This is a genomic window from Brucella anthropi (assembly GCF_046630315.1).
Taxonomy (GTDB): Bacteria; Pseudomonadota; Alphaproteobacteria; order Rhizobiales; family Rhizobiaceae; genus Brucella; species Brucella anthropi_A.
This window is the reverse complement of the sequence record NZ_LQBD01000008.1, coordinates 1-24368: the sequence shown is the minus strand read 5'-3', so window position 1 is coordinate 24368 and position 24368 is coordinate 1. Positions and strand designations below refer to the sequence as shown.

Genomic DNA, 24368 nt, shown 5'->3' with positions numbered 1-24368 from the left:
GGTCATAGCGAATTCCGGTTTCAAAGCCAATCAGCAACCAGTTGAATCGAGTGCGGTTCGAAATTTCGAGGTTCCCGGACGCCTTGCCATGCAAGGAACAGGAACCTCAAAATCCATCACACTCGTGTTGTCAGATCTTATTCGGAAATATCGACTTCCTCGAAGCGATAATCGCCGAGCGGGCTCTGCTTGAAGCCCGTGACCTTGGCCGACATCGGCACGAAAACCGTCGAATGGGCGATCGTATCCCAGGGGGCCTGTTCCTTGAAGACCGTCTGCGCTTCTTCATAAAGCTTGGTACGCTCTTCCTGGCTGGTTGAAACCTTGGCCTTCTGGATCAGATCTTCGAACGGCTTGTAGCACCACTGGGCGCGGTTGTTGTTGCCAACGCCTGCACAGCCGAGAAGCGTGCCCAGGAAGTTGTCCGGATCGCCATTGTCGCCGGTCCAGCCCATGATGGCCGCGCCGTCACGGTCCTTTTCGGACGACTTCTTGAGGTATTCACCCCATTCCATCGACACGATATCGGCCTTGACGCCGATCTTCGCCAGATCGGCCTGCATGAGTTCGGCCGTGCGGCGTGCATTCGGCATATAGGGGCGGCTGACCGGCATGGCCCAGATCTTCATCGAAAGGTCTTTCACGCCGGCAGCCTCAAGCGCCTTCTTGGCCGCTTCAGGATCGTACTTGTCGTCAACGACCGTCTCGTTATAGCTCCACATCGTCGGCGGGATCGGGTTCTTGGCAACCTGGCCCTGGCCCTGGAACACGGCATCGATGATGGCCTGCTTGTTGATGGCCTGGTTGAGCGCCTTGCGCACTTCCGGCTTATCGAACGGCGCCTTCAGCGTATTATAGGCAAGATATGCCACGTTCAGGCCAGCCTGCTCGTCAACCTTGAGGTTGGAATCGGCCTGGAGACCCTTGATATCCGCCGGAGCCGGATAGGACATCAGCTGACATTCGCCGGCCTTGAGCTTCTGTGCGCGAACCGCAGGATCGGTCGTGATCGCGAAGACCAGATCGTCGATCTTCGGGCGTCCGCCCCAATAGTTGTCATTTGCCTTGAAGCGGACGACGGCGTCCTTCTGATAGGCGATGAACTGGAACGGGCCGGTGCCGACCGGGAACTGGTTGAGATCGTCCTTCTTGCCGTCGGCGGCGAGCTTGTCGGTATATTCCTTCGAAATGATCGAAGCGAAAGGCATCGAGATATTGGCGAGGAACGGCGCTTCCGGACGGTTCAGCACAAACTTGACGGTATAATCGTCAACCTTGACGATATCCTTGATCAGCGCACCCATTTCCATGCTGTCGAAATATTCATAGGTGATGCCGGCGGTGTACTGGTGCCAGGGATTGTCCTTGTTACGCATGCGATCGAAGGAGAAGATCACGTCATCCGCGTTGAAATCGCGGGTCGGCGTGAAATGATCGCTCGAATGGAACTTGACGCCCTTGCGCAGATGGAAGGTATATTCCAGGCCATCGTCGCTGACATCCCAGCTTTCTGCCAGACCGGGCACAACTTTCGTCGTTCCGTTTTCAAATTCGGCAAGACGGTTATAAACCGGATGGGCCGACGCATCGAACGTATCGCCGCCCGTATAGGCGGCCGGATCGAAGCCTTCAGGCGATGCCGGCGAGCAATAAACAAAGGTTTTTGCCGATGCAGCACCGCTCATCAGAGCAACCAGCGCGGTTGCCGCCAGGAGTTTTTGGTAGAATTTCATTATTGTCCGCCTCCACGGAAAAGCATGCCGCGCGCACCCCATTGCCCGCAGCTTGCGCTTATCGAAACGTGTGGGCCGTCACTTTGCAAGCGCAATTTTTAGAACCAGTTCATAATCTCAACCGAATATGGCCATATTGGTTAGATTTTTATTCTATAAACAAAGCTGATTTCGGAAAATTGCGCTAAAGCTCTCCGATTTATAATATTATTCGCGCGAAATTTGCATGGGACGATGCGCTTTTTGCATTACCGACTCACACGCACCGCCGACACGCATCCCCTCAATCCCCGATTGTTCGCATGCCCGCGCATCCCGCACAATGGAAGCAGGATCAGAAATCGGCCCGGTGAACCGATTTTCCTGCACAGGCACTTCACACTTTGGGGCAATATGCTTTAAGCGGATGGAACAGCCATAGTCAGGTCCGACCGCCATGCCCGAAATCAACCCGGTTCGCCCCACCACGCCGGAAGCCATTCAACTGGCCAAGACTCTGCTGAGAACATCACGCTACGGCGCAATTGCGGTTTTCGATGCCGCCACGGGGCGCCCGCTGGCAAGCCGTGTCGCCGTTGCGACGGATACGGACGGCACGCCCGTCATCCTCGTTTCCGGATTGGCGGCGCACACGCCGGGCCTGCTGGCCAATCCCGCCTGCTCGCTTCTGCTGGGCGAGGTCGGCAAGGGCGACCCCCTCGCCCATCCGCGCATCACGCTGCATTGCAGGGCGCAGAAAGTCGAAAGGACGGCCCCGAACTATGCGCATATGCGTCGGCGCTATCTCAACCACAACCCGAAAGGGTCGCTCTATGTGGACCTGGGGGATTTTGCCTTCTTCCGGCTCGAACTGGAAAGCGCCAGCCTGAACGGCGGTTTCGGCAAGGCCTTCAACCTGACGCCTGGCGATCTGCTTTGCGCCGCCATCACCAGCGATGCCTTCGCCGCCGGCGAACAAGACGCGCTCGATACGCTGAACGAACGCCACGCTTTTGCAATCGCCCAGCTTGCGCAACAGCTTTTGAAAGCAGGTGCTATTAAAGATCAACAGAAAGTGATAGGATTAGACCCGGACGGTGCCGACATCGCCTATGGCCACATCGTGCTGCGCTATATGTTTCCCTCACGCTCCGATTCTGTGGGGGAAGCTGTTACAGCACTGACCAAACGGTAAAATAAAGCCCCTGAAACAAAAACCCATTTTTTTTGGGACGAAATTCCACGTCTTTATATTGGAAGGAATATAAGCAAGGGCTTTTCAAATCCGGTTTATAGTAGTATTTTCAATATGCATGCTTATGAAAATTCGCATGTATATTTCAACTTTGTCCAGTCTTACGGGGGTATGACGGCAAATGAGCAACGAAGATACTTTCTTTGATTTGATTGAAAACGTAGATCAGGCTGCTGATTTTCTATCGGCACTTGCTAACAATAAGCGGTTACTAATTTTATGTAAGTTGCTTCACAATGAAATGTCGGTAGGTGCGCTTGCCAAGGCAATTGACCTTAGCCAATCCGCCTTGTCTCAGCACCTGGCAAAATTACGGGCTCTCGACCTCGTTTCAACCCGGCGCGACGCGCAGACCATCTATTACATGGTCTCCTCGCCGCATATCGAGTTGATGTTGTCGACACTTTCGAGTCTCTATATGAGTCCAACGCCGCGCAGACATAGTATGGCGGCAGTCGCTCACGCATAACACAATGAGGTCACAGCCGTGCGATGAACGAAAACACTCATTCGCACGGCTGCGTCTTGAAGATCGACGATCCGGACGATATTCGCCTTTCGCCCTATCGCGACATTCGCGAAAAGGATCTCGTCGGTCGCCAGCAGCGGTTCATCGCTGAAGGCAAGGTGGTTTTGAACGTCCTGTTTTCGGCTGCGGCGCGATTCGAGACGGAATCTTTGCTTGTTCTGGAAAATCGGCTTGATGGCCTCGGCGAGCAACTCAGCCAATTGCCGCCTGATGTGCCGGTCTATTCTGTTCCACAGTCTGTCATGGATGCAGTCGCGGGATTTCACGTCCATCGCGGCATTCTTGCGGTTGGTCGCCGCAAGCCGCAACCCGGCCTGCAGGCAATGCTGGACACGCTGCCTGCCAAATCGCTCGTCGTCGTTTTGTGCGGCATTTCCAATCATGACAATGTCGGTTCGATTTTTCGCAACGCCGCCGCCTTCGAAGCCGATTGCGTGCTGATGGACGAAACCTGTTGCGATCCGCTTTACCGCAAGGCCATTCGCGTGTCGGTCGGCGCCACGCTGAAGGTTCCCTATTTTCACGGTGGCAGCATCGATGAAATCATTGCCGCGCTGGGCGATGCCAATTTCAATCTGCTGGCGCTCAGCCCCTCCTCTTCGCTCAGCATTTATGATGCGGCCAAGTTCGACCGACAGGCGCTCCTGCTCGGCACCGAAGGCGACGGATTGCCGCCCCGGCTGCTCCAGAAACTTCAGGCAGCGCGAATTCCCATGTCCGGTGCGTTCGACAGCCTGAATGTCGCCACGGCCTCGGGCATCGCCCTGTCGCGCTTCAGCAAATTTTCGTAAGAACACGACAAGCCAAGTGTGGTGGCCTTGAATCCGAAATTGGTACGCAACCTCGCCCCAGAGTGAGGCGCATTTCGGATTCGCCGCAATCGCGCCAAAACAAAAACCTCCGGTTTGAAGCCGGAGGTTTTTGCGACACGAAAGACTGATCTATCAGGCCGCAGAGACATTGGCTGTATTGGCGACCAGACGGCGCAGCATTTCTTCGGCCTGCGGCTCACGCTCCGAACGGCCGATGAAGCCGCCGCCAAAGACGCGGGCAGTATTGCTTTCATCGGAATAAAGCACGCAGGCCTGTCCCGGCGCGATGCCGCTTTCGCCGTCGACCAGTTCAACCCAGGTCTGGCCATCGGCATGGCGCAGCACGGCAGGACGCGGCGGCCGGGTCGAGCGGACCTTGGCAAACACTTCCATTCCGCTTTCCGGCAGATCGCCGATCGGCGCATCGCCCAGCCAGTTGATGTCGCGCAGGTAGACCTTGTGTGTTTCCAGGGCTTCGCGCGGGCCGACGATGACGCGCGCATTGGCGGCATCCAGATGAACGACATAGAGCGGCTCGCCCGTGGCCACACCGATGCCCCGGCGCTGGCCGACCGTATAATGCACGATGCCGTCGTGGCGACCGAGCGTGCGGCCATCGATATGGACAATATCGCCGGGATTGGCCGCTTCAGGCTTCAGCCTGGAGATAATGTCGGAATATTTGCCCTGCGGCACGAAGCAGATATCCTGGCTGTCCTGCTTCTTGGCGACGGTCAGGCCCATTTCCTCGGCGATTTCACGCACCTGGGCCTTCGGCAGATGGCCCAGCGGGAAACGCAGATAATCGATCTGTGCCTGCGTGGTTGCGAACAGGAAATAGCTCTGGTCGCGATCCGTATCCACCGGACGATAAAGCGCGCGATGCGCACCATTGGCGCGGCTGCGGATATAATGACCCGTCGCCAGCGCATCGGCGCCAAGATCGCGCGCGGTTTGCAGAAGATCGGCGAACTTCACCGTCTGATTGCACGAAACGCACGGAATCGGCGTTTCGCCGCTGACATAGGAATTCGCAAAAGGATCGATCACGGCTTCGCGGAAGCGCGCTTCGTAATCGAGCACATAATGCGGGATACCGAGACTTTCGGAAACGCGGCGGGCATCTTCGATATCCTGTCCCGCGCAGCAGGAACCGGCGCGATGGACGGCTGCACCATGATCGTAAAGCTGCAGCGTCACGCCGACGACATCGTAACCTTCACGTTTGAGAATCCCCGCCACAACAGAAGAATCGACGCCGCCCGACATGGCGACGACAACGCGCGTGTCTTCCGGCTTTCCCGGCAGATCGAGGCTGTTCAGGCTCATGATTGATTCCAGCTTCCGGGCAATTGCCCTGCTTCTCAAAATTTAGGTTTCTGCGCCCTATATAGGCTAAACTGCGGCAATTTGCCAAGGGTCCGGGAGCAATCAATGTCCAGATTGCGACAGGCGGCACACACTTCCCCGTGAAGTTTTCCGGCCCCCTGCCGCAAAATTGCCCGCAATCGGGCGCAGGCGAATATTTTTTCAAGTCTTACCAGAGCGTTACCAGCTGTTTAGGTAATTTTTAAAGCTGTCGCGCTAGTCTCACACTCGATTAGGTCCTTGAGTGTTGTGTAGAGAGTACAATGACCGATCTGGTAAGACCGCGTATAAAATATGTTATTGGTCCTGATGGCAGCCCGCTGACCATCGCGGACCTCCCCCCCGCCAATACAAGGCGCTGGGTCATTCGCCGCAAGGCTGAAGTCGTCGCCGCAGTGCGTGGCGGGCTTCTGAGCCTTGAGGAGGCATGCCAGCGTTATACATTGACGGTGGAGGAATTCCTTTCCTGGCAATCCTCAATCGATGAGCATGGTCTCGCCGGCCTCAGGACCACCAGAATTCAACAGTATCGTCACTAAAACCGACCCCTCGAAACCGGGACCGGTTTTGGAAGGGCGAGGATCGGGCCTCCGGCGGAACAAGTCTTCCGTGAAAGGGACATTGATCGACAAATCGAAAACCGGCCCACGTGGCCGGTTTTTATTTGCACATTCCATTCTTATGTTGTGAACATGGCTTGTTTCCAAGCACCCGATGTTCAGGAGGATGGCATGAACGGGACTATCGAGATTCGCAAGGAAGACAGTTCCGACGGCGGCCGTTACGCGGCTGTTCTCGACGGCAGCGAAGCCGAAATGACCTATACGAAACTCGGCCCTTCCCTGATCTCCATCGACCATACATTCGTGCCGGATACGATGCGCGGCAAGGGCGTTGCGCAGGCGCTGGCCAAGAATGCCGTTCTGGATGCACGCCGAAACGGATGGAAGATCATCCCGCGTTGCAGCTTCATGCACGCGCAGGCCATGCGCCACCCCGACTGGTCGGATGTTTTCAGCCAGCAATAGCCGCCCGGCGGAAGAATTATTGCAGGTCGCGAATGCGGCGCGCCAGGCTTTTCGAGCGGGCAGACTTTCCCTTGCCTGCCTTTGGCTTCTCTGCCGTCTTGAGAATGGAATGGATCGGCGAATCCGGTCCTTCCTTTTCAGCGGTTGCCGCCACCATGCGGGCGGCAAGCGCCGCCATTTCCTCACGCAGCACCGCGTTTTCACGCTCGATTTCGACCCGTTCCGCGCTTTCATTCGCGCCGGGATTCTTGCGGCTGTAACGCTCGATTTTTTCCTGCGCGTCGGAAAGTTCCGATATCAGCTTCTCAAGCTTCTGCTGCAATTCGCCATTGCGGCGTTTTTCGCTTTTCAATTCCGTCTGCGCCGCGGTCAACTGGGTCGACACTTCGTTGTGGCGCGCTGCGGCTTCCTTGCGATCTCGGCGCATTTCGCTCATCTCGTTTGTCAGACGGCTATGTTCCGTCTCGCTTGCACTTATCTCGATACGCAACGTATCCGCCAGTCCCTCAAGCGCGCTGTAGTGGCTTTGCATCCGCTCCAGTTCCGCCTGGAGGATTTCCGCCTTTTCCAGCGCGGTATCGCGGGCTGTTTCGGCTTCCTCCGTCGCCCGCTCATGTTCTGACAGTTGCTTTTCGATATCGGCCTGGCTTTCTTCAAGGCGCGGAATGCGCTTCAGCTCTTCATATTGCCGGGCCAGCGCAACTTTCTGCTCCGCTGTTTTCCGGCGTTCCAGCTTCAGCAGCTGTTCCAGCCGGCTGGCCTCCACCGCATGTTCGGCCCGCAGCCCGTCACGGTCGGCCCTTATCTCGGCCAGCGTAATCGGCAGTTCGGCCTGCACCTGCCGACGCGCCAGAAAGAAAGCGCGTCGCCAGACGGAAGGGCCAAGCAGAACCACGACGAAAACCGTCACAAGAACGCCAAGGATGAAAAAGAGAGCGGACTGGATCACGGTTTCAAACGGGCCCGGGCGGTTTCAGACAAGCATTGACTATTCATAATGCGCAATCGACCGTCTTTCCAGCCGGCTGACACATATGCTGTTTCAAACGTCAAATTCGAAAAAACCACTAGATACATATGTTTGCTAGTGGTCTTTTTGATTCCAACATTTGCTCAGCGCTTGAACCGAGGGATGCAAATGTTGGAATCAGACCACTAGAAGGGATTCCACGTCGGCGCGGCGGAAAGCTTCAGATAGCCGATATTTATGCCGAGCCGCGCGCCCACGCCGGTGCGGATCGGCACCAGCATGATGTTCTCGCGTTTGAGGACGTTGAAGCCGACGCCGGCAATCACATAGGCGGAACCCGCAACACCGGCATAGCGGCCGTACAGGTTCTGGATGTCATCCAGATTGTAGACGAGCATCATCACGCGGGACCCCTGCCCGCCGAAATCCCAGCCAAGCGAAGGGCCCTGCCAGAACGTCTTGTGATCGCCCGCATTCTTGGTATAGAGCGTGCCCTCGCCATAGGTCAGGCCGCCGATGAAGGCGCCGGAGCCTTCTTCACCCAGAATATAGCCGTTGGGCAGACCGAAACTCTGGAACGCCTTTTCGACAGCGCTTGCAATACCGCCCGAAGTCGATCCGAAGAACCTGTGACCGGATTCGACGATTTCCTCGGCAGTGTATGTGTTCTGGGCTCTTGCCTGATGGGGCAGAGCGATGAAAGAAACAAACAGCGCCGCAAAAAACGCAACGAAGCACGCCGCATTGCGGAACCTGATTTGCGACAGGGATTGTATGGCCATGTAAAATTCCTTTTGGCTCTCCGCTCCTCTGTCTGACGGCCCTGTTGAAAGCCTGACCACGTCTCTTGCGGACATTTTGGTCGAATCGCGTCTATTTTAGACCCGAATTTATTGTCCAAACCTTTAAGCGCCGAAATTGGCTTTACAAAGGCATGGGATTTCCAGCTTTCCTCCCGAGAGAATACCGGCTGGGGGATCAAAAAGAGAGCTTTGTTGCGGCGTTCCGATGGCGCGTGTATCCAGTTAGAGCGCGTTTCGATCCGAATGAACCGGATCGGCGCTCTAACTGTTTGTTTTTCGCGCACATCTTATCCGAAAACCGTTTCACACTTTTCGGGATGTGCTCTAAATCGATATTCCGGGTGATTCGCCCATCTTCATGCAGCGTGCAAACTCTGGCTTTGCGGGCTGTCTCGTTAACCGATAACGATCCTGTTATCCGACCCGCTCGGAGATCGGGATCAATCCGCGTTCCGGAGAAAACGCCATGCCAATGCCCGTTACCCTTTCCGCGCTCGACCTCGGTGCGCTTCTGTGCAGCAGGATCTGTCATGACATCATTTCGCCGGTCGGCGCGATCAATAACGGCCTGGAACTGCTGGAAGAAGGTGGAGCCGACGAAGACGCAATGGCGCTCATCAAGTCGAGCGCCCGCAACGCCTCCGCGCGTCTTCAGTTCGCCCGCATCGCTTTCGGCGCCGCAGGCTCGGCAGGCGTGCAGATCGACACCGGCGACGCGCAGAACGTCGCTACCGAATATTTCAAGAATGAAAAGCCGGAATTCACCTGGGAAGGCACGCGCGTCCTGCTGCCGAAGAACAAGGTCAAGCTGCTTTTGAACATGCTTCTGATCGGCAATGCGGCCATCCCGCGCGGCGGCTCGCTGGCCGTGCGCCTTGAAGGCGGCGATACCGAGCCGCGCTTCGTCATCACCGTGAAGGGCCGCATGCTGCGCGTTCCGCCAAAATTCCTGGAGCTTCATTCGGGCGCGGCCCCCGAAGAGCCGATCGATGCCCATTCCGTCCAGCCCTACTATACGCTGCTTTTGGCCGAAGAGGCCGGCATGACGATTTCCATCCACGCGACGGCGGAAGACATCGTATTTTCTGCTGAATAAGCGCGCCTGAGCGCGGGGCCAGCCCGCGCTCACACTGGCAAACCGCCAGAAAACCCTCTATCAGTCAAGAACTGCGCATGTGGGGGACTGAATGGCGAATGGATCGATGACAGGATATTGCCTGCTGGTGGACGACTCCTCCGTCATTCGCAAGGTCGCACGCCGCATCCTCTCCGAAACCATTGCGGAATTTGCAGAAGCCTCCACCGGCCGGGAAGCGCTTGAAGCCTGTTTTGCGCGCATGCCGGACATCATTCTGCTCGACTGCGACCTGCCGGACATGACGGCGCTGGAGGTCGTGAGCGCGCTTCGCGCCATGCCGGGCGGCGACCGCCCCCGCATTATCCTGTGTCTTTATGAACTCGATGTCACCCGCATCATGCGGGCGAAGCGTGCGGGCGCCAACGGCTATATTCTCAAGCCCTTTGACCGCGCCTATCTCACCGAACAGTTTGCGGGTTTCCTGTCCGCCTGAAATCGGCAGCAATCTCCAAAAAGCAAAAGCTCCACCGAAGCGGAGCTTTTTACATTTCGGACCGTGTTGCAGATCAGGCGCTTTCGCGCATTTCCGCATCGGGCTCGCGCAGCACATAGCCGCGGCCCCAGACCGTCTCGATATAGCTCTGGCTGCCGGAAACAGCGTCAAGCTTCTTGCGCAGCTTGCAGATGAAGACGTCGATGATCTTCAGTTCAGGCTCGTCCATGCCGCCATAAAGGTGGTTGAGGAACATTTCCTTGGTGAGCGTCGTCCCCTTGCGGAGCGAAAGAAGCTCCAGCATCTGGTATTCCTTGCCGGTCAGGTGAACGCGCTGGCCGGAAACCTCGACCGTCTTCGCATCCAGATTGACCACCAGGTCGCCCGTCGTGATGACCGACTGCGCATGTCCCTTCGAACGGCGCACGATCGCATGGATACGTGCGATCAGCTCGTCCTTGTGGAACGGCTTGGTCATGTAGTCATCGGCGCCGAAGCCCAGGCCGCGAACCTTGTCCTCAATGCCGGCCATGCCGGAAAGGATGAGGATCGGCGTCTTCACCTTGGACAGGCGCAACGTGCGAAGAACTTCATAACCGGACATATCCGGCAGGTTCAAGTCCAGCAGGATGATGTCGTAATCATATAGCTTGCCGAGATCGATGCCTTCTTCGCCCAGATCGGTCGTATAGACATTGAAACTCTCGGACTTGAGCATCAGCTCGATGCTCTGTGCGATAGCACTGTCGTCTTCAATCAAAAGGACGCGCATCTCTTATCCCCTTTCCGCAGCCGACCAGATGTCCCTCACGGCGGCACACGGAACTGTCGTTGCCTTTGCATGAAGGTGCCAGCAAATGGTTAACAAAATATGATTCTGCTTGGCAAGCATATTTCTGCCCTGTTTAGAAAATTCTCTTACGCGCCTGAATCATAAAGACATTCACTTTCTCACGACTCTAAAGCATCGCATTAAGAATCTTCTCTAAGCGATTCATTTGACTCCAGCTTCCACCTGTTGCCGAAAAACCACACGAGGTTTACCGAGCCTTAAGTCCTAACGCGTATGATTAACTTCGCCGGTAAAGGAATGGTTACCAAACGAGCGAATTCTTAACTTTTTGTTTCGCTTGTTGAGCCAAATCGGAAGAACGGCTGCGATGGTTTCCCCTTCAGGGGCCTGAATTCGCAAGAAGATTCGGGTGTGGGCCGGGTGCGTTTTGCCCGTTCACATCTGTTAATAAAGTCGGGGGGACGCCCCAACACATGAAAGCTGGTTGGTGTTCAAGGAGTATTGCGTATGAAGCCACGTGAAAGCCTCGTCAGGCTGAAACTGTTCCAGGTGAAGGAAAAACGCCGTCAACTGGGCCAGCTCGACCTGATGATCGGCGAGTTCGAACGGATGGCCGGAGAACTCGACGCCCAGATTCTATCGGAAGAGAAAAAAGCTGGCATCACTGACATCAATCATTTCGCTTATCCGACCTTCGCCAAGGCGGCGCGCCAGCGACGCGACAATCTTTTCGTGTCGATTCGCGATCTGATGTCGCAAAAGGAAGCAGCCGAGGCAGAACTCTCGGCGGCGGAAACCGAACTGTCGAAAGCCGAAGCGCTCGAAGAACGCGATAGCGGCAAGGCTCCGCGGGAAGTCATCGAACGGCCCGTCAACCAGCGCCGCGCCATGATCGGCTGATCGACGCATTTCACACGGAATTCAAGACGCCGCCTCTGTCAAAGAGCGGCGTCTTGCGGTTTGCTGCAAGCCCCTCAATTTCCTCATTATACTGATATTTGGAAATCAACGCTTCCGGAATAAGATCGGATTTGCATCGCCTCTTCGCCGGATGTAGTGAAAAAGGGCAATGCAGAACACCTCCCCTTCCGGGCCGCAACCGACTCGAAACAAGTTCAGCTTCAAGAAGAGATCCAGGCCGGTCCAGTGGGCTCTGCTGGTCATCTTCTCCGCTATATTGATTTTTGCAGGCGAGAAGCTGCAACTGCCTGCCGCCCTGCTTCTCGGCGCCATGCTCGGCGCAATATTGATGGCCGCCGGCGAAAGCACGCTGCGGGTTCACCGCTTCCTGTCGCTGGGAGCGCAAGGCGTTGTCGGCTGCCTTATCGCCCGCTCGATCACGGCGGAGTTTTTCACCAGCATGGGGCAGCACCTGCCCGTGATCCTGCTATCCATCGGCTATGTGCTTTTCACCAGCACGCTGATCGGCTATCTGCTCGCGCGGTTTCGCATCCTGCCGGGCACGACCGCCGTGTGGGGCTCTTCTCCGGGTGCGGCCACCGCCATGACGCTGATGGCTGAATCATATGGCGCGGATGCCCGCCTTGTCGCCTTCATGCAATATCTGCGCGTGGTGCTGGTCGCCACCGCCGCCTCGCTGGTCCTGCGCCTTTCCGCAGGCGTGGAAACCGTTGCGCCGGTGGCAATCGTCTGGTTTCCGTCCATCGACTGGTCCACCCTCGCCCCGACATTGCTTCTGATTGCCGGCGGCTCGCTGCTTGGCGAAATCCTCCGCATCCCGACCGGCGCCATGCTGGTGCCGCTGATAGTGGGGGCATTGCTTCAGGACACCGGCCTCATCGCCATAGACCTGCCGCCATGGCTGCTCGCGATCAGTTATGCCCTCATCGGCTGGCGGATCGGCCTTGGCTTCTCACGGGCCATCATCGCCCATGCGGCGCGCGCTTTTCCAGCCGTCCTCACATCCACGCTGATCCTGATTGCCGTCTGCGGCCTGTTCGGCATGGCGCTCGGCCATCTGCTGGGTCTCGACCCGTTGACCGCCTATCTCGCCACCAGCCCCGGCGGGGCCGACACGGTTGCAATCATCGCGGCATCGAGCAATGTCGACCTGCCCTTCATCATCGCAATGCAGACGAGCCGTTTCTTCATCGTGCTTCTGGCAGGCCCTGCCATCGCCCGCTTTGTCGCCGCGCGCATCGACCGGCGCAAGAAGCCGTAAGAGCCTGATTGCGGGAACCAACAGGACCATGTTAGGCTTTCGCCATGACACAGGTTTGCACCCATCTCATGTTTCAGGGCAGTGCAGGCGCGGCTCTGGAAACCTATCGGTCGATCTTTCCCGACTTCCTGATCGAGTCGATCAAGACCTATGACGAAGCGAGCGGCAGTCCCGGCAAGGTGCAGATTGCGCGCGTCACCTTTGCCGAACACCGGCTGATTGTGATCGACAGCCCGATTCCGCATCAGTTCGACTTCAATCCATCCGTATCGCTGTTTGTCGATTTTCACGATGAAGAAAGCCTGACCGGCGTTTTTGAAAAGCTTTCGGAAGGCGGCGAGACGCTGATGCCGCTCGACAATTACGGTTTCAGCAAGCTTTTCGCCTGGATCAAGGACAAATACGGCGTTTCCTGGCAGTTGAACCTGCAGGCCTGACAAGTAAAAAACCCGGCTTTCGCCGGGTTTTCCGTCAGCCGGATGGGAAATCCGTCAGGCCTTCTTGCCGTGGAAACCACGAATGGCGCCGATGATCTTGTCCTGATCGGCTTCCGACAGATAGGGGTGCATCGGCAGGCTCAGAATGCGGTTCGGCAGGCTTTCCGAAACCGGAAGACCACCCGGCGCAACCGGATACTGCTTATATGCGGTCTGCAGGTGCAGCGGCTTCACATAATAGATGACCGAAGGGATGCCCTCCGCCTGAAGATGCGCCTTCAGGCCGTCACGGTTTTCGCTCTCGATGGAATACTGGGCCCAGGCCGAACGATTGCCGGCGGGAAGTGCGGGAACCTTGACGACATCCTTCAGCGCTTCATTATAGCGCTTGGCGATGCGGTCGCGGGCTTCCATTTCATCTTCGAGGATCGCAAGCTTTTCCAGAAGAACCGCCGCCTGGATCGTATCGAGACGCGAATTGATGCCGATACGGACATTGTCGTACTGGGTTTCGCCCTTGCCGTGGAACAGGACCGAACGCAGCGTATCGGCCAGTTCGGCATCGTTGGTGAACATCGCGCCACCGTCGCCATAGCAGCCGAGCGGCTTGGCCGGATAGAAGCTCGTCGCGCCGACATGACCGAAAGCGCCGCACATGACATTGTCGCGCTTGCCGCCGATGGATTGCGCAGCATCCTCGATGATGAACAGCCCCTCGCGGTCGGCAATGGCGCTGATGCGGTTATAGTCGGCAGCCAGACCGAACAGATCGACCGGAATGATTGCCTTCGGCTGCAGACGGCCTTCCTTGCGGATAGCGGCGATGGCGGCTTCCAGCTGTTCGACATTCAGATTGTAGCTGTTGGGATCGACATCGATGAACACCGGCTCCGCGCCGACCAGCGCAACAACTTCCGCCGTGGCGGCGAAGGTGAAGGACGGAACGAAGACGGCATCGCCGGGGCCGATGCCGCGCGCCATCAGGGGCATTTGCAGGGCATCGGTGCCGTTGGCGCAGGCGATGACATGTTCCACACCCAGATATTCGCCGAGCTTCTTTTCGAATTCGGCCACTTCCGGTCCAAGAATATAACGGCCTTCCGCAACAACCTTGGAAATGGCGGCATTGAGACGGTCTTCGATACGCGCGCGCTGCGCTCCAAGATCAATAAACTGCATGTTGGCTCCAATATATCTGGCCCGCACAAATCGATATGCGAATCCTCGGCCTTTATTTATTCGCTTGCGCCCTGCCCCGCTATGGCCGGAGCGTTCAAAGTTTTGCGATTTCTGTAACACCGCTTGACGCAGTTCAAACGGAGCCCGCGGCTCCCTTTTAACGCGGGTGCCGGACAGTGCCTTCGGTCAGGATGCGCAGCACGCTGATTGCTTCCCGGCCATCGGTGCGCGGCTTTTCGCGTGTCTCGATGCAATGCATGAAATGCTGCAATTCGCGCGTCAGCGGCATGCCTTCCTCGACCGGGATATAGACCGGCTCGACGGATTTGAAGGACCACTGATCATTTTCACGCCAGACTTCGTGCCCGTAAAGTGCAAGCTTGCGGTCCCAAGGTTCACCGTCGTCGAATACGGCCATGCCCTTTGTGCCGGTGACGGTCAGGCGGCGCTCGCGATAGGCATTCAACCGCGACGCAAACAGATGGCCGCGAATCCCATTGGGAAATTCGAGATGAAGATGGGCAATGTCGGTCAGATGATCGAGCGTCGCAACGCCTTCTCCGCGCACCGCATTGGGCTCTTCACCGGTGATCGCCAGGATCATGGAGAGATCATGCGGTGCAAGATCCCACAGGGCATCGAACGTGTTGTGGAACTTGCCGAAGCCGACGCGGTGCGAATGCACATAGCGAATGTCGCCGAGCTCGCCGCTTTTCACCATGTCGAGAAGCTTTTCGAAGGCCGGGTGGAAACGCAGCACATGGCCGACCATGAACACGCGGCCATTTTCGCGGGCGGCTTCCACTTCGGCTTCGGCGGCTGGGATATCGAGCGCAATCGGCTTTTCGACCAGAACGTCCTTGCCGTTCTTCACCGCCTGAATGGCATATTGGGAATGAAACTGCGCCGGCAGCGCCATCACGATGCCATCGATGTCCGGACGCGTGAACAATTCATCGACGGGAACGCTGGGGACATTGAACTCGGCCGCGAAGCGCTCCGCCTGTTCTGCCCTTGAGTCCGAAACTGCCTGAAGGGCACCGAGGCTCTTCAAGGTACGAATGTGATTGCCGCCCCAATAGCCGCAACCCAAAACCGCAATACGAGGTGCCATAAAACCATGCCTTTGCTGATGCCCAGTTCCTTATCGGTGCAAATGATAGAAAACAAGACGAAAGCTATGCGAAGAGTGCTTGACAGCATTTCATTCCGCACATATACCGCCGCCATTCCTTGCAGGAACAACGATTTGTCCCACCGGAAACGGCGATCATGATGTTGTCTCTGTAAAGCGACGCGTGGCGGAGTAGCTCAGTAGGTTAGAGCAGAGGAATCATAATCCTTGTGTCGGGGGTTCGAATCCCTCCTCCGCTACCACTTATACCAATGACGACGACTTCCTCAGTCTCTGGCCCAAGCAGCCTCGTCAGGTCTCCATGGATTTCTACGGTAAAGGCTGACTTCTCGAACCGGCCCTTCTGCTCGCTATCGTCGTGGATGATCACGATCTTCGAGACAATATCTCGTATAGCCTGAGCGGCCTCCAGATCACCTTCGGCAATCGTGTCCCCGATATAACGCCCCAAGCGCTGGAGCTGCTTCTCGTAGAAGGCGAGAGCAGTCGGATGCAGCGACACGACTTTTTCGGCTTCTGGCGTTTCCGCTATGTCCGCGTTGATCTGTTTCTTCTCTGCCGAAAGTTCCTGCAGGCGGCTTAGAGCGAAATCTGGTGGCGTGTCCGTCTTAACCACTATGTCAAGGATACGCTTCGCTTCCGCTTCTACGGCTGTGAGCCGCTGTTCCAGCTGGGCTCTTGATTTCGTACGCTGCAGTTCAAGTCTCTTCCGTTCGGCATGATACTCCTGCACATAAGCAGAAATGACCTCCGGGTGCTGAAGCTCATTGCGCAGCGCGTCGAGGATCAAATCCTCCACTACGTTCAGATAATAGGTCCTGGGCTTGTCGCAGATACCTCTCTGAGAGAACCCGCTACACCGAATGCGCTTGCGTCCGCTCTTGTCGGTTCCGGTGGTCACCATTCCAGACCCACAGCAGCCGCACTTGAGCAGACCCGAAAACAGATGCTTTGGCCGGCGCTGCTTGTAGAAGTGCGGCTCGTGTGCCGTTTCCTCTTTTCTCGCCTGCACCTTGGCGAACAGCATCTCATCAACGATGCGCAACTCAGGCTTCTGCACAATCTCCCACTGATCCTTCGGGTTGATCCTTGAAACACGCTTGCCGGTGTTCGGGTCCTTGACCATGCGCACGCGGTTCCAGATCAGCGTTCCCCCGTAGATAGGATTGCGAAGGAGCCCGTTGTGTCGGCTGGCGCTGCCATTCAGTGTCGAGGCTGACCAGGTCCTCCCGCGTGGGGGAGCGATCTTATCTCGGTTCAGGTCCCTCGCGATAGCACGAGGCGACTTGCCGCTGGCATATTCGCGGAAGATGCGCTGCACGATCGCCGCTTCATCATGGTCAATGACCAGTTCGCCCTTTTTGAGCGGGTCGGGGCGGTAGCCGTATGCCTTGCCGCCTGCTGACAGGCCCTGCTTGACGCGACCGGATAGTCCACGACGCACTTTGTGAGCGTTGTCTTCACGGAACAGCTGGCTGACAAGACCGCGAAGACCGACGAGGACGGTGTTCGCCTCACCTTCGTGTACAGCGAGGATCTTGATACCGAGAAACGACATGCGCTTGTGCATGCCGGCAAGATCTTCCATATCGCGGGCCAGACGGTCGATGGCTTCGACGATAATGACGTCGAACTTCTGATTGGCCGCGTCGGCAAGAAGTTGCTGCAGACCGTCACGACCGAAGATCGAGGCACCTGACTTGGCCTTGTCCTCGTATGCGGCGACCACCTGATAGCCTTCGCGATCTGCGTAGGTGCGGCAAAGGGTAATCTGGTCGTCTGTGGATCGTTCGCTCTGGAGATCGGTCGAGAAGCGGGCGTATACAGCTGCACGGTTAGACATTGCGCGCTCCCATCGTAAAATCCTCCACGAAGAAGCGTATGGCAGCGCGAGGCAAACCAAGTTCTTTGGCTTTTGCACAGGCTACAGCGAATGCACCAGCACGGTCATGACCTTCATGAAAATCGTCCCCGTGTCTGCCAAGCGACACTGTATAGAACAGATCGCCAGGAACAGTGCATTCGTGGATGGCTATCGTAAGCGGATCTGCGGCCATAGCTCTACGGATCGCGTTCACAATCTCGACATTTACGCTGCTACGGTTCTCCTTCTTACGAAGAGCAAGCCAAGCACCTTCGGCTGGCGGTAAGCGCACACTGATCGTTATGGTTTCCGTCATTACCCTAACTCCTATTATGAACCATTACAGGTTAATAATGGTTCATCTTGCAGTCAAGACCATTGCGGGGCATAAATGGTTCATGATGGAAGATGCTCAAATGAAGCTGCGCCTCCCCGCAGCTCTTAAACGACAGATCGAAGCAGCGGCTCTTGAAAGTAATCGCTCGCTAAATGGGGAAATCGTGTCCCGGCTAGAAGCCTCGTTCCCGGATTACATTCCGGATGCCGCCTCCGTTCGGCGGGGCCCGCGACACGATACATTGGAGAAGCGCCTGGATAAACTGGAGAGCAGAATTGACCAGATTATGGAAATTCTATCATCAAATGCGAATGCAGACCAAAGTTCAGCGTCGTTAAAGCTTCTGAAAAAAATGAAAAGCAAACTATCTTATGACTAATCTGTCGCCCGCCAGCAATCCCACCCAGGGTTTTTACCGTTTGTACCGCAGCGAGAGAAGATAAAGCCTGATGGGTAGTCTACACACCAACGGCAAACATGTTCGCAAACTATTGAAACTTATATAGCAATAGAAAGTGGAAACTCTTCCTCCTCTCTACTGCTTTGAATTTACAGGTCAATTGGAAACGTTTCCGAAAATCTGACTTGAAAGAGCCGCGTAGCATGCCCTTCGCGAACTTTCGATAACGTAGATCCACCGCGTACGGCCTGATACAGGGTCGATGTCCGTTGAGATACCCCATGAAAATGCGGTGGAATGTGGTTCGATCTATGCCAGCTCAGAAATTTTCGCAGCTAATCGTTTGGCTGTCCCCGCCAGACGCGACTTCGCGGACAACTCGCATTCCCAAATAACGAAAACATTCCAACCTAGCGCTTTCAGTTCTGAAGAAACCTTCGCGTCGCGCGCAACGTTCCTTTGAAACTTTGCACTCCAGAACTCGGAATTGGATTTCGGAGTTGACGCCACTTTACATCCGGCATGACGATGCCAGAAACACCCATGAACAAACACCGCAACCTTATACTTGGGCAACACAAGGTCGGGCCTTCCGGGGAGTCCTGCGCCTCCCAACCTGTAACGAAAACCGAGTTTATGGAGTGCTTTTCGCAGGGTGACCTCAGGTTTGGTATTTTTCGAGCGGATAGCCGACATCCGCTTCGAGCGCTCGATTGGAGTCAAAAAATCGACCAATGTGCATCCCTCAACAAACCTGTATACTTTTCCTTAGATAGGTAATCCGCGCGCCGTTTTCACCATCTGCTTCGTAGAGATGGAGGCCCGCTAGCTAAGGCTATATCCCGCTCCAATCGTCAATTTATCCGTGTATGAAGCAATGCCCCCCTTCAGAAATTGCTCGCTTGGAGTAAAAAGAACTATGAGCAAAGAAGAGACCTTTCGAATCAGTTCTTACTTGAAGGATATTATCGGCCGCGACCTCGTCACCAACGAGTTCGTCGCGATATTCGAGTTGGTCAAGAACTCCTTTGATGCGCAGGCGACTAGGGTCGACATCGAATTTGACCCGGACAATGGAACGATCACTATTGTTGATGACGGCCTCGGGATGTCCGCGACCGATATTCGAGATAAATGGCTGTTCGTCGCTTATTCTGACAAAGCCCTTGCCGAGCCAGACACCTATCGCGACAAGATAAAGCCTGCTGGACAGTTCGCCGGAAGCAAGGGCATAGGGCGATTTGCCTGCGACACGTTGGGTCGGCAGTTAGAACTCTACAGTCGGGCAGAAGGCGGAAAATCGATCTCGAAGCTGGATATTGATTGGACAAAGTTCGAACAAAACAGCACTGAAGAATTTCAACATATTCAGGTTACACTGAGTACCGCACAATCATTTCCAGCCATACGCAACGCCGAGCCGCCGACCGACCACGGAACGGTTTTGGTGATACAGAATACCCGGCAGGCTTGGAATGCAGATCACATAAGGCGACTGCGGCAGGACCTCGCCAAGCTAATCGATCCGTTCGGAACAACCAAACAAGTAGCGGTTCGTACTTGGCTGCTTGACGGTTCCGACGACGTGATCGAAGGGGTGGACGGACCAGTTGGCAACAATATCGCTGACCTCCTGCAAGAAAAGACGAGCCGGATTCAGGTATTATTCGACGGCAGCTTTATCGAAAGCACTCTCTTCGATAGAGGCAGGAAGATTTATGCAATACGCGAGCCGTCTCCATACGAGGAGCTACAAGAAAGCCACATTGAGGGGCATATTTACTTCCTCAACAGATCTGCCAAGCACACTTTTACTACACGTATGGGAGTGCGCCCAGTCGAATTCGGAAGTGTATTTCTCTTTCTCAATCGTTTCCGAATATTCCCCATAGGCGAGGAATTCGACGACACCTTCGGACTAAACCGCAGGAAGCAGCAGGGACAATCCCGTTACTTTGGCACGCGAGACATTATTGGCCGTGTAGATGTCACTGCGCCTCCCAAGATGTTTCGCGAGGTATCGAGTAGAGACGCCGGGTTGGTTGAAGACGCCCGCAGTCGTGCATTGTTTGAAGCCATTCGAAAGCACATGATCTTTCGACTGGAAAGATATGTCGTCGGCGTCAACTGGGCAGACAAACGCGATCAAGATCGTGATACGTCGGAGGGTCTGGAGACAGACAGGGCGCGAGAACGCATCTTGACAATCATAGGCGCACTTGCGCGTTCCAAAGACGTAGAGATTTTATACTACGATGAGGAGCTAGCCAGAGTTTCCGAAGACCCCGATCACATTACCGACACAGCCCTTAGGGCCATGTCGGAAGTTGCGGAAAGTAGAGGTGATACCTCACTTCTTCACCAAGTTGAGGAAGCTCGACGCAGAATCGAAGAGCTGAAAAGCTCACGGGAAGAAGCACAGAAGGTTGCCCGTCGCGCCATCGAGGAACGACAGCGAGCTGATGAAATAATCGCCAGATTGGAACAGCAAGCTGCCTTTCTCGGGCGAAGCCAAGACGTTGATGTGGAGCGCATCCAACTTCTCATGCATCAAGCCATCATACATGTCGGCCATATTCGCTCCGCGATAGCAAATGCGGCGCACGAAATTCGAGAAGTTCTGTCAAACGCCACTATGCCAGCAGGCCTTGAACTGGAGGATGTGGAGGATGTTCTCGCATCCATTAGACAGTCGGCCAGACGTGTGTCAGGATCCATTGCTGGGGCAAGCCTTTCTGGCGACAGATTACGCACCGTCCTATCCTTTGCGCCAAACATCCGGGTAGATTTGCAGACGGACAAAGTTCGCGGCGACCTACTGAAATTTCTCAAAGAATACTTTGAGGTCCGTCTGGTAGGCGTACCCGATATACCGGATGCTACTTTCGAGGCACCGGGACTGTCGCTTCAACGAGAATTTTCACCGGTGGATATCGCCGTCATTATTGACAATCTTTTGGACAACGCGCGGAAGGCAAAAGCTCAGAAGATTGAGTTTACCGCGATTCAAAAGGGGCAGGATTCCATTTCCATAAAGGTGGTGGATGATGGGATGGGTATCGACCAAAGAAGAGTTGATCCTGCGAAAATATTCGAGCGCGGCTACACCGGATCATCCAACGGAACCGGCCTCGGTTTATACAGCGTCCGGCAACTCATTCACGAAATGGGCGGTTCTATCGAACTCGTCGGTGACGGTAGTCGCGCGGAATTTGAGATTATCATTCCAGGGGAGAGAGTATGAACCTCGACTTCGGCATTCTTTGGATCGAAGATTCGTTCAGCTCCCAAGAAGAAGAAAGCCTCCGACGACGTGTCCGCGATGCGGGTTTCTTAGCTCGCATAGACGTGATCCCCAATAGCGAGGGGGTTCAAGAACACGCGAGATTACACGCGCTTTATCATCGTTTCGATATCATTCTGCTTGATTATCGCTTGAAGGACGAAAACGGAAACGAGCTTGCTCCGACAGTCCGAAAACTATTCCCATCGACCACGATCTTGTTTTACTCGGGTAGTGTGTCGGAAGACGAGCTTCGCCGGATGATCGCGGAAAGGGAGGTTGAAGGTGTCTATTGCAGCGCTCGAGACCGCTTCATCGAGCGCACCGGAGCACTTATAGACCAGACGGCGCGTGCACTGGACAGGCTCTCTGGAATGCGTGGACTGGCGATGAGGGTCGTAGCTGAATGCGATGATGTCATGAAAAAGGCCATGTTATCAATGTGCCGGCGTGACCCTGAATGCGTGGAGAAAATGTCTGAACTCGACGCGGACGTCCTCGGCTTTCTAACTTCGATGAAGGAGAAATACGAAGCAGCCATAGCCGGCGACCTGAATGACCGCTTAGGTACCCGTGCCGTAGACAGCGCGAAGATGTTCAAGCATTTTCGACGCCTTACCCAAGTCGTATCGGCTTCCCCGGAAACTTTTGGGCTCGATGAGGAGCAAGTTGAGCGCCTACGAGAATTGAGGAAGTTGACTGCTCAATATGATCAGAACGTTCTTAGTAAACGAAACATTCTTGGCCATGTCATCGAAGTGGAAGGAGCAGCCGGATGGGTTCTACAAGGAAGCGACGAGATCAGTATTAGCGACTTTCCCGAAATCCGGCGCGTGTTTGCCAGGCACATCGATGCCTTCCGAGAAATGAGCGCTCTCGTATTTCTTCTGGACGATAAGTAATCCGGCGAGCATTTCACCAAGTGCCTCTGCCAAGAGTGGCGGTACAGCATTCCCCACTTGGGTATACCGGGGGCACGCGTCTTTTCGTCTATGACCACCCGTTGTATATGGCCCTCGAAATGAGAACCAGTCGGGAAACGACTGCAGACGTGCATGTTCACGGACAGTCATAACTCTCGGCTTGGAGTAGTGAATGAAATCGTCCGGCAACGTGCCTATGGTCGGCGAAGGAGCGGTTGGTGAAAGTGGAGTTGTCGAGCGTTTTTTAATACCCAGACGCTGCCGATCATCTGGTCGCAATCCCACGCCGCGATCACAGTTCTTTAGAATGTCTTGCATTCGTGCAATCGACGTAGGGGTATGTCGAGGCAACCGGAGATCGCTAGGTTGGCCCGAACTCCCCGCCCTCATTAGCTCCTGATAGGCACTGGACGTATTATCCGCACGCCTCAAGGCCCGAAAGCCGAGGTGACCCCACTCCTCATCAAAGTCAGGTTCCTGCGTTTCCTCCAAATCCTCAATTGCCGCCTTCGCACTTGTCCCCTTGAGACTTAGTCCACGCGCCTCGAGAAAAGTCTTTCTCCCCACGCGCATCCTTTGGATTGGATCAATTCCACTTAATGTGCCCTTCAGAGCCGCAACCAGAACAAATCTCGGCCTGCGTTGGGGGACCCCCCAGTCAGCGGCCTTTAAAACATCAGACCAGATATCATAGCCAAGCCTCTGGAATTCTCTGGCGACATAATCGCTATACGTTCCTCCGGTCTTATGCTTCATCGATTGAAAACCGACTACATTTTCTAGCAAGACCAAACGTGGACGCAACGTTTCAACATACTGAAGATAGACATCTACCATACGACTTCTAGGGTCGTCAGGGCGACGCAATCCGTTCATGCTGAACCCTTGGCATGGTGGTCCGCCAGCAACCAAATCCACCTTGCCGCGCAAAGCCAAAAGGTTTTCACTATGTTGCGCAAGAAGGTCTTGCGCATACCACGCCCTTTTTTCGAGCCATGTAGGCCAAGTATGCCTATCTGAATGCTTTTCAAGAAGGTTATGCTGATAAGTTGCGAATGCATCAGAATGCGCTTCAACACCGATCAAGGTCTTAAAACCGGACGCGCCCAGTCCAAGTGAAAGTCCGCCACAGCCTGCGAAAAGATCAATACATGTCGGCATCATGTGAACGACATAGCAAAATGATTACCTATTGTCCAGGACGATTGGGCGCAAGAAGGCATCAGGCATCTCTTTGAGGTCTTATCATTAGGAAGGGCTGCTGCCCGCTTTAGCAGTAGCCACATTCAACAACAAAACTAGAACCTTATGGGTTTACATCGAGTTAAAGTGCGGGCCATCAATTTCAGTTACGCTTCCGCCCGGCGTGACAGTTCTTCTGCCCCCTGCTGGCTCATACACCATAGGATAGCGGTGCTGTCTCGAAGCCCAATGATGAAGAACTGCTAGTTCGAAAGTCCTGTTCTGCCTATTACAGTGCAAGTTCAGATCAATTCTTATAATTTTGTATGTCAACCTGCACATTCACAGTTATCGGGCCAACCAGTGTAGAAAATTCCCCCACACCGCACTTTTTAGGATATGACCCCACATTCCGTTAACAAGCTCGTTGTAGGTCGCGATAAGAGGTAGTTATACAAGTTGAGACGGCTTGGCACTTTGAATAGCCCCTAGATTTGTGGACGCTTTCTTCCCTATTTTTGAGGCAAGGAGGCCATGATGGGGTCTGGCAATTTCAGTGACGAGTTCAAGCGCGATGCTGTCGCGCAGATTACCGAGCGCGGCTA

Annotated in this window: 23 protein-coding genes, 1 tRNA gene and 1 pseudogene; 14 read left to right on the top strand and 11 right to left on the bottom strand. The window is 55.2% G+C overall.

Annotated features, from left to right (window positions below; genetic code table 11):
* Positions 1 to 137: 137 nt before the first annotated feature.
* Entirely contained in the window at positions 138 to 1733 is a 1596-nt protein-coding gene (locus AVM02_RS05830; protein ID WP_411506038.1) for an ABC transporter substrate-binding protein, read from the bottom strand.
* A gap of 436 nt (positions 1734 to 2169) precedes the next feature.
* On the opposite strand from AVM02_RS05830, the gene AVM02_RS05825 reads away from it, so the two are divergent.
* From AVM02_RS05825 to AVM02_RS05815, 3 genes are all read left to right on the top strand, one after another.
* On the top strand, positions 2170 to 2907 hold the full coding sequence (locus tag AVM02_RS05825) for a HugZ family protein (protein ID WP_411506037.1): 738 nt from the start codon (positions 2170 to 2172) through the stop codon (positions 2905 to 2907).
* Positions 2908 to 3088: 181 nt separating this feature from the next.
* The gene (locus tag AVM02_RS05820) at positions 3089 to 3436 is read left to right on the top strand and encodes an ArsR/SmtB family transcription factor (RefSeq protein ID WP_411506036.1); all 348 of its coding nucleotides are present in this window, start codon (positions 3089 to 3091) and stop codon (positions 3434 to 3436) included.
* A gap of 23 nt (positions 3437 to 3459) precedes the next feature.
* Complete coding sequence (locus AVM02_RS05815) at positions 3460 to 4287, top strand: TrmH family RNA methyltransferase (protein WP_411506035.1); 828 nt, start codon at positions 3460 to 3462, stop codon at positions 4285 to 4287.
* Between the two features lie 153 nt (positions 4288 to 4440).
* Here AVM02_RS05815 and mnmA read toward each other — a convergent pair whose 3' ends face one another.
* Positions 4441 to 5637 (bottom strand): tRNA 2-thiouridine(34) synthase MnmA, encoded by a 1197-nt coding sequence (gene mnmA, locus AVM02_RS05810; RefSeq protein WP_411506034.1) that lies wholly within the window; start codon positions 5635 to 5637, stop codon positions 4441 to 4443.
* A 302-nt stretch (positions 5638 to 5939) separates the two neighbouring features.
* Here mnmA and AVM02_RS05805 point away from each other — a divergent pair, with 302 nt between their 5' ends.
* Positions 5940 to 6215: a DUF1153 domain-containing protein gene (locus AVM02_RS05805; protein WP_002964694.1), complete on the top strand. Its 276-nt coding sequence runs from the start codon at positions 5940 to 5942 to the stop codon at positions 6213 to 6215.
* A 192-nt stretch (positions 6216 to 6407) separates the two neighbouring features.
* Positions 6408 to 6704 (top strand): GNAT family N-acetyltransferase, encoded by a 297-nt coding sequence (locus AVM02_RS05800; protein WP_411506033.1) that lies wholly within the window; start codon positions 6408 to 6410, stop codon positions 6702 to 6704.
* Positions 6705 to 6720: 16 nt separating this feature from the next.
* On the opposite strand, the gene AVM02_RS05795 is transcribed toward AVM02_RS05800, so the two are convergent.
* Positions 6721 to 7629 (bottom strand): hypothetical protein, encoded by a 909-nt coding sequence (locus tag AVM02_RS05795; protein ID WP_411506131.1) that lies wholly within the window; start codon positions 7627 to 7629, stop codon positions 6721 to 6723.
* Between the two features lie 230 nt (positions 7630 to 7859).
* Positions 7860 to 8456 (bottom strand): DUF1134 domain-containing protein, encoded by a 597-nt coding sequence (locus tag AVM02_RS05790; RefSeq protein ID WP_411506032.1) that lies wholly within the window; start codon positions 8454 to 8456, stop codon positions 7860 to 7862.
* Positions 8457 to 8943: 487 nt separating this feature from the next.
* Between AVM02_RS05790 and chpT the strand changes: the two genes are divergently transcribed.
* Both chpT and AVM02_RS05780 read left to right on the top strand, forming a co-directional pair.
* A complete protein-coding gene (gene chpT / locus AVM02_RS05785) occupies positions 8944 to 9573 on the top strand; it encodes a histidine phosphotransferase ChpT (protein ID WP_411506031.1) in 630 nt (209 codons plus the stop codon).
* Between the two features lie 91 nt (positions 9574 to 9664).
* Positions 9665 to 10048 (top strand): response regulator, encoded by a 384-nt coding sequence (locus tag AVM02_RS05780; protein ID WP_411506030.1) that lies wholly within the window; start codon positions 9665 to 9667, stop codon positions 10046 to 10048.
* Positions 10049 to 10121: 73 nt separating this feature from the next.
* Here the strand turns inward: AVM02_RS05780 and ctrA are convergent, their stop codons facing one another.
* Positions 10122 to 10820: a response regulator transcription factor CtrA gene (ctrA, locus tag AVM02_RS05775; RefSeq protein ID WP_010659553.1), complete on the bottom strand. Its 699-nt coding sequence runs from the start codon at positions 10818 to 10820 to the stop codon at positions 10122 to 10124.
* 528 nt (positions 10821 to 11348) lie between these two features.
* Between ctrA and AVM02_RS05770 the strand changes: the two genes are divergently transcribed.
* From AVM02_RS05770 to AVM02_RS05760, 3 genes are all read left to right on the top strand, one after another.
* The gene (locus AVM02_RS05770; RefSeq protein ID WP_411506029.1) at positions 11349 to 11741 is read left to right on the top strand and encodes a flagellar export protein FliJ; all 393 of its coding nucleotides are present in this window, start codon (positions 11349 to 11351) and stop codon (positions 11739 to 11741) included.
* Between the two features lie 169 nt (positions 11742 to 11910).
* Positions 11911 to 13023: an AbrB family transcriptional regulator gene (locus AVM02_RS05765; protein ID WP_411506028.1), complete on the top strand. Its 1113-nt coding sequence runs from the start codon at positions 11911 to 11913 to the stop codon at positions 13021 to 13023.
* Positions 13024 to 13067: 44 nt separating this feature from the next.
* On the top strand, positions 13068 to 13460 hold the full coding sequence (locus AVM02_RS05760; protein WP_006472630.1) for a VOC family protein: 393 nt from the start codon (positions 13068 to 13070) through the stop codon (positions 13458 to 13460).
* A gap of 54 nt (positions 13461 to 13514) precedes the next feature.
* On the opposite strand, the gene AVM02_RS05755 is transcribed toward AVM02_RS05760, so the two are convergent.
* Both AVM02_RS05755 and AVM02_RS05750 read right to left on the bottom strand, forming a co-directional pair.
* Positions 13515 to 14639 (bottom strand): DegT/DnrJ/EryC1/StrS family aminotransferase, encoded by a 1125-nt coding sequence (locus tag AVM02_RS05755; RefSeq protein ID WP_411506027.1) that lies wholly within the window; start codon positions 14637 to 14639, stop codon positions 13515 to 13517.
* Between the two features lie 157 nt (positions 14640 to 14796).
* Positions 14797 to 15753, bottom strand: a complete 957-nt coding sequence (locus tag AVM02_RS05750) for a Gfo/Idh/MocA family protein (protein WP_411506026.1) — start codon at positions 15751 to 15753, stop codon at positions 14797 to 14799.
* 186 nt (positions 15754 to 15939) lie between these two features.
* Here AVM02_RS05750 and AVM02_RS05745 point away from each other — a divergent pair.
* A tRNA-Met gene (locus AVM02_RS05745) sits at positions 15940 to 16016 on the top strand.
* A gap of 587 nt (positions 16017 to 16603) precedes the next feature.
* Here AVM02_RS05745 and AVM02_RS05740 read toward each other — a convergent pair.
* Positions 16604 to 17617 (bottom strand): annotated as a pseudogene (locus tag AVM02_RS05740) (recombinase family protein); the annotation flags it as partial.
* Positions 17610 to 17954 (bottom strand): hypothetical protein, encoded by a 345-nt coding sequence (locus AVM02_RS05735; protein ID WP_411506025.1) that lies wholly within the window; start codon positions 17952 to 17954, stop codon positions 17610 to 17612. The gene AVM02_RS05735 and the pseudogene AVM02_RS05740, both read right to left, overlap by 8 nt.
* A gap of 37 nt (positions 17955 to 17991) precedes the next feature.
* Between AVM02_RS05735 and AVM02_RS05730 the strand changes: the two genes are divergently transcribed.
* Positions 17992 to 18354: an Arc family DNA-binding protein gene (locus AVM02_RS05730; protein WP_411506024.1), complete on the top strand. Its 363-nt coding sequence runs from the start codon at positions 17992 to 17994 to the stop codon at positions 18352 to 18354.
* 330 nt (positions 18355 to 18684) lie between these two features.
* Here the strand turns inward: AVM02_RS05730 and AVM02_RS05725 are convergent, their stop codons facing one another.
* Positions 18685 to 19098 (bottom strand): very short patch repair endonuclease, encoded by a 414-nt coding sequence (locus AVM02_RS05725; RefSeq protein WP_411506130.1) that lies wholly within the window; start codon positions 19096 to 19098, stop codon positions 18685 to 18687.
* Positions 19099 to 19294: 196 nt separating this feature from the next.
* Between AVM02_RS05725 and AVM02_RS05720 the strand changes: the two genes are divergently transcribed.
* Together AVM02_RS05720 and AVM02_RS05715 are read left to right on the top strand one after the other, a co-directional pair.
* Positions 19295 to 21619, top strand: a complete 2325-nt coding sequence (locus AVM02_RS05720) for a sensor histidine kinase (protein ID WP_411506023.1) — start codon at positions 19295 to 19297, stop codon at positions 21617 to 21619.
* Positions 21616 to 22560 carry a response regulator gene (locus tag AVM02_RS05715; protein WP_411506022.1) on the top strand — a complete coding sequence of 315 codons (945 nt, stop codon included), beginning with the start codon at positions 21616 to 21618 and terminating at the stop codon, positions 22558 to 22560. The genes AVM02_RS05720 and AVM02_RS05715 overlap by 4 nt, the downstream gene beginning before the upstream one ends.
* Here the strand turns inward: AVM02_RS05715 and AVM02_RS05710 are convergent.
* A complete protein-coding gene (locus AVM02_RS05710; protein WP_411506129.1) occupies positions 22441 to 23742 on the bottom strand; it encodes a DNA cytosine methyltransferase in 1302 nt (433 codons plus the stop codon). The two genes, AVM02_RS05715 and AVM02_RS05710, sit on opposite strands and share 120 nt — an antisense overlap.
* Between the last annotated feature and the right edge of the window lie 626 nt (positions 23743 to 24368).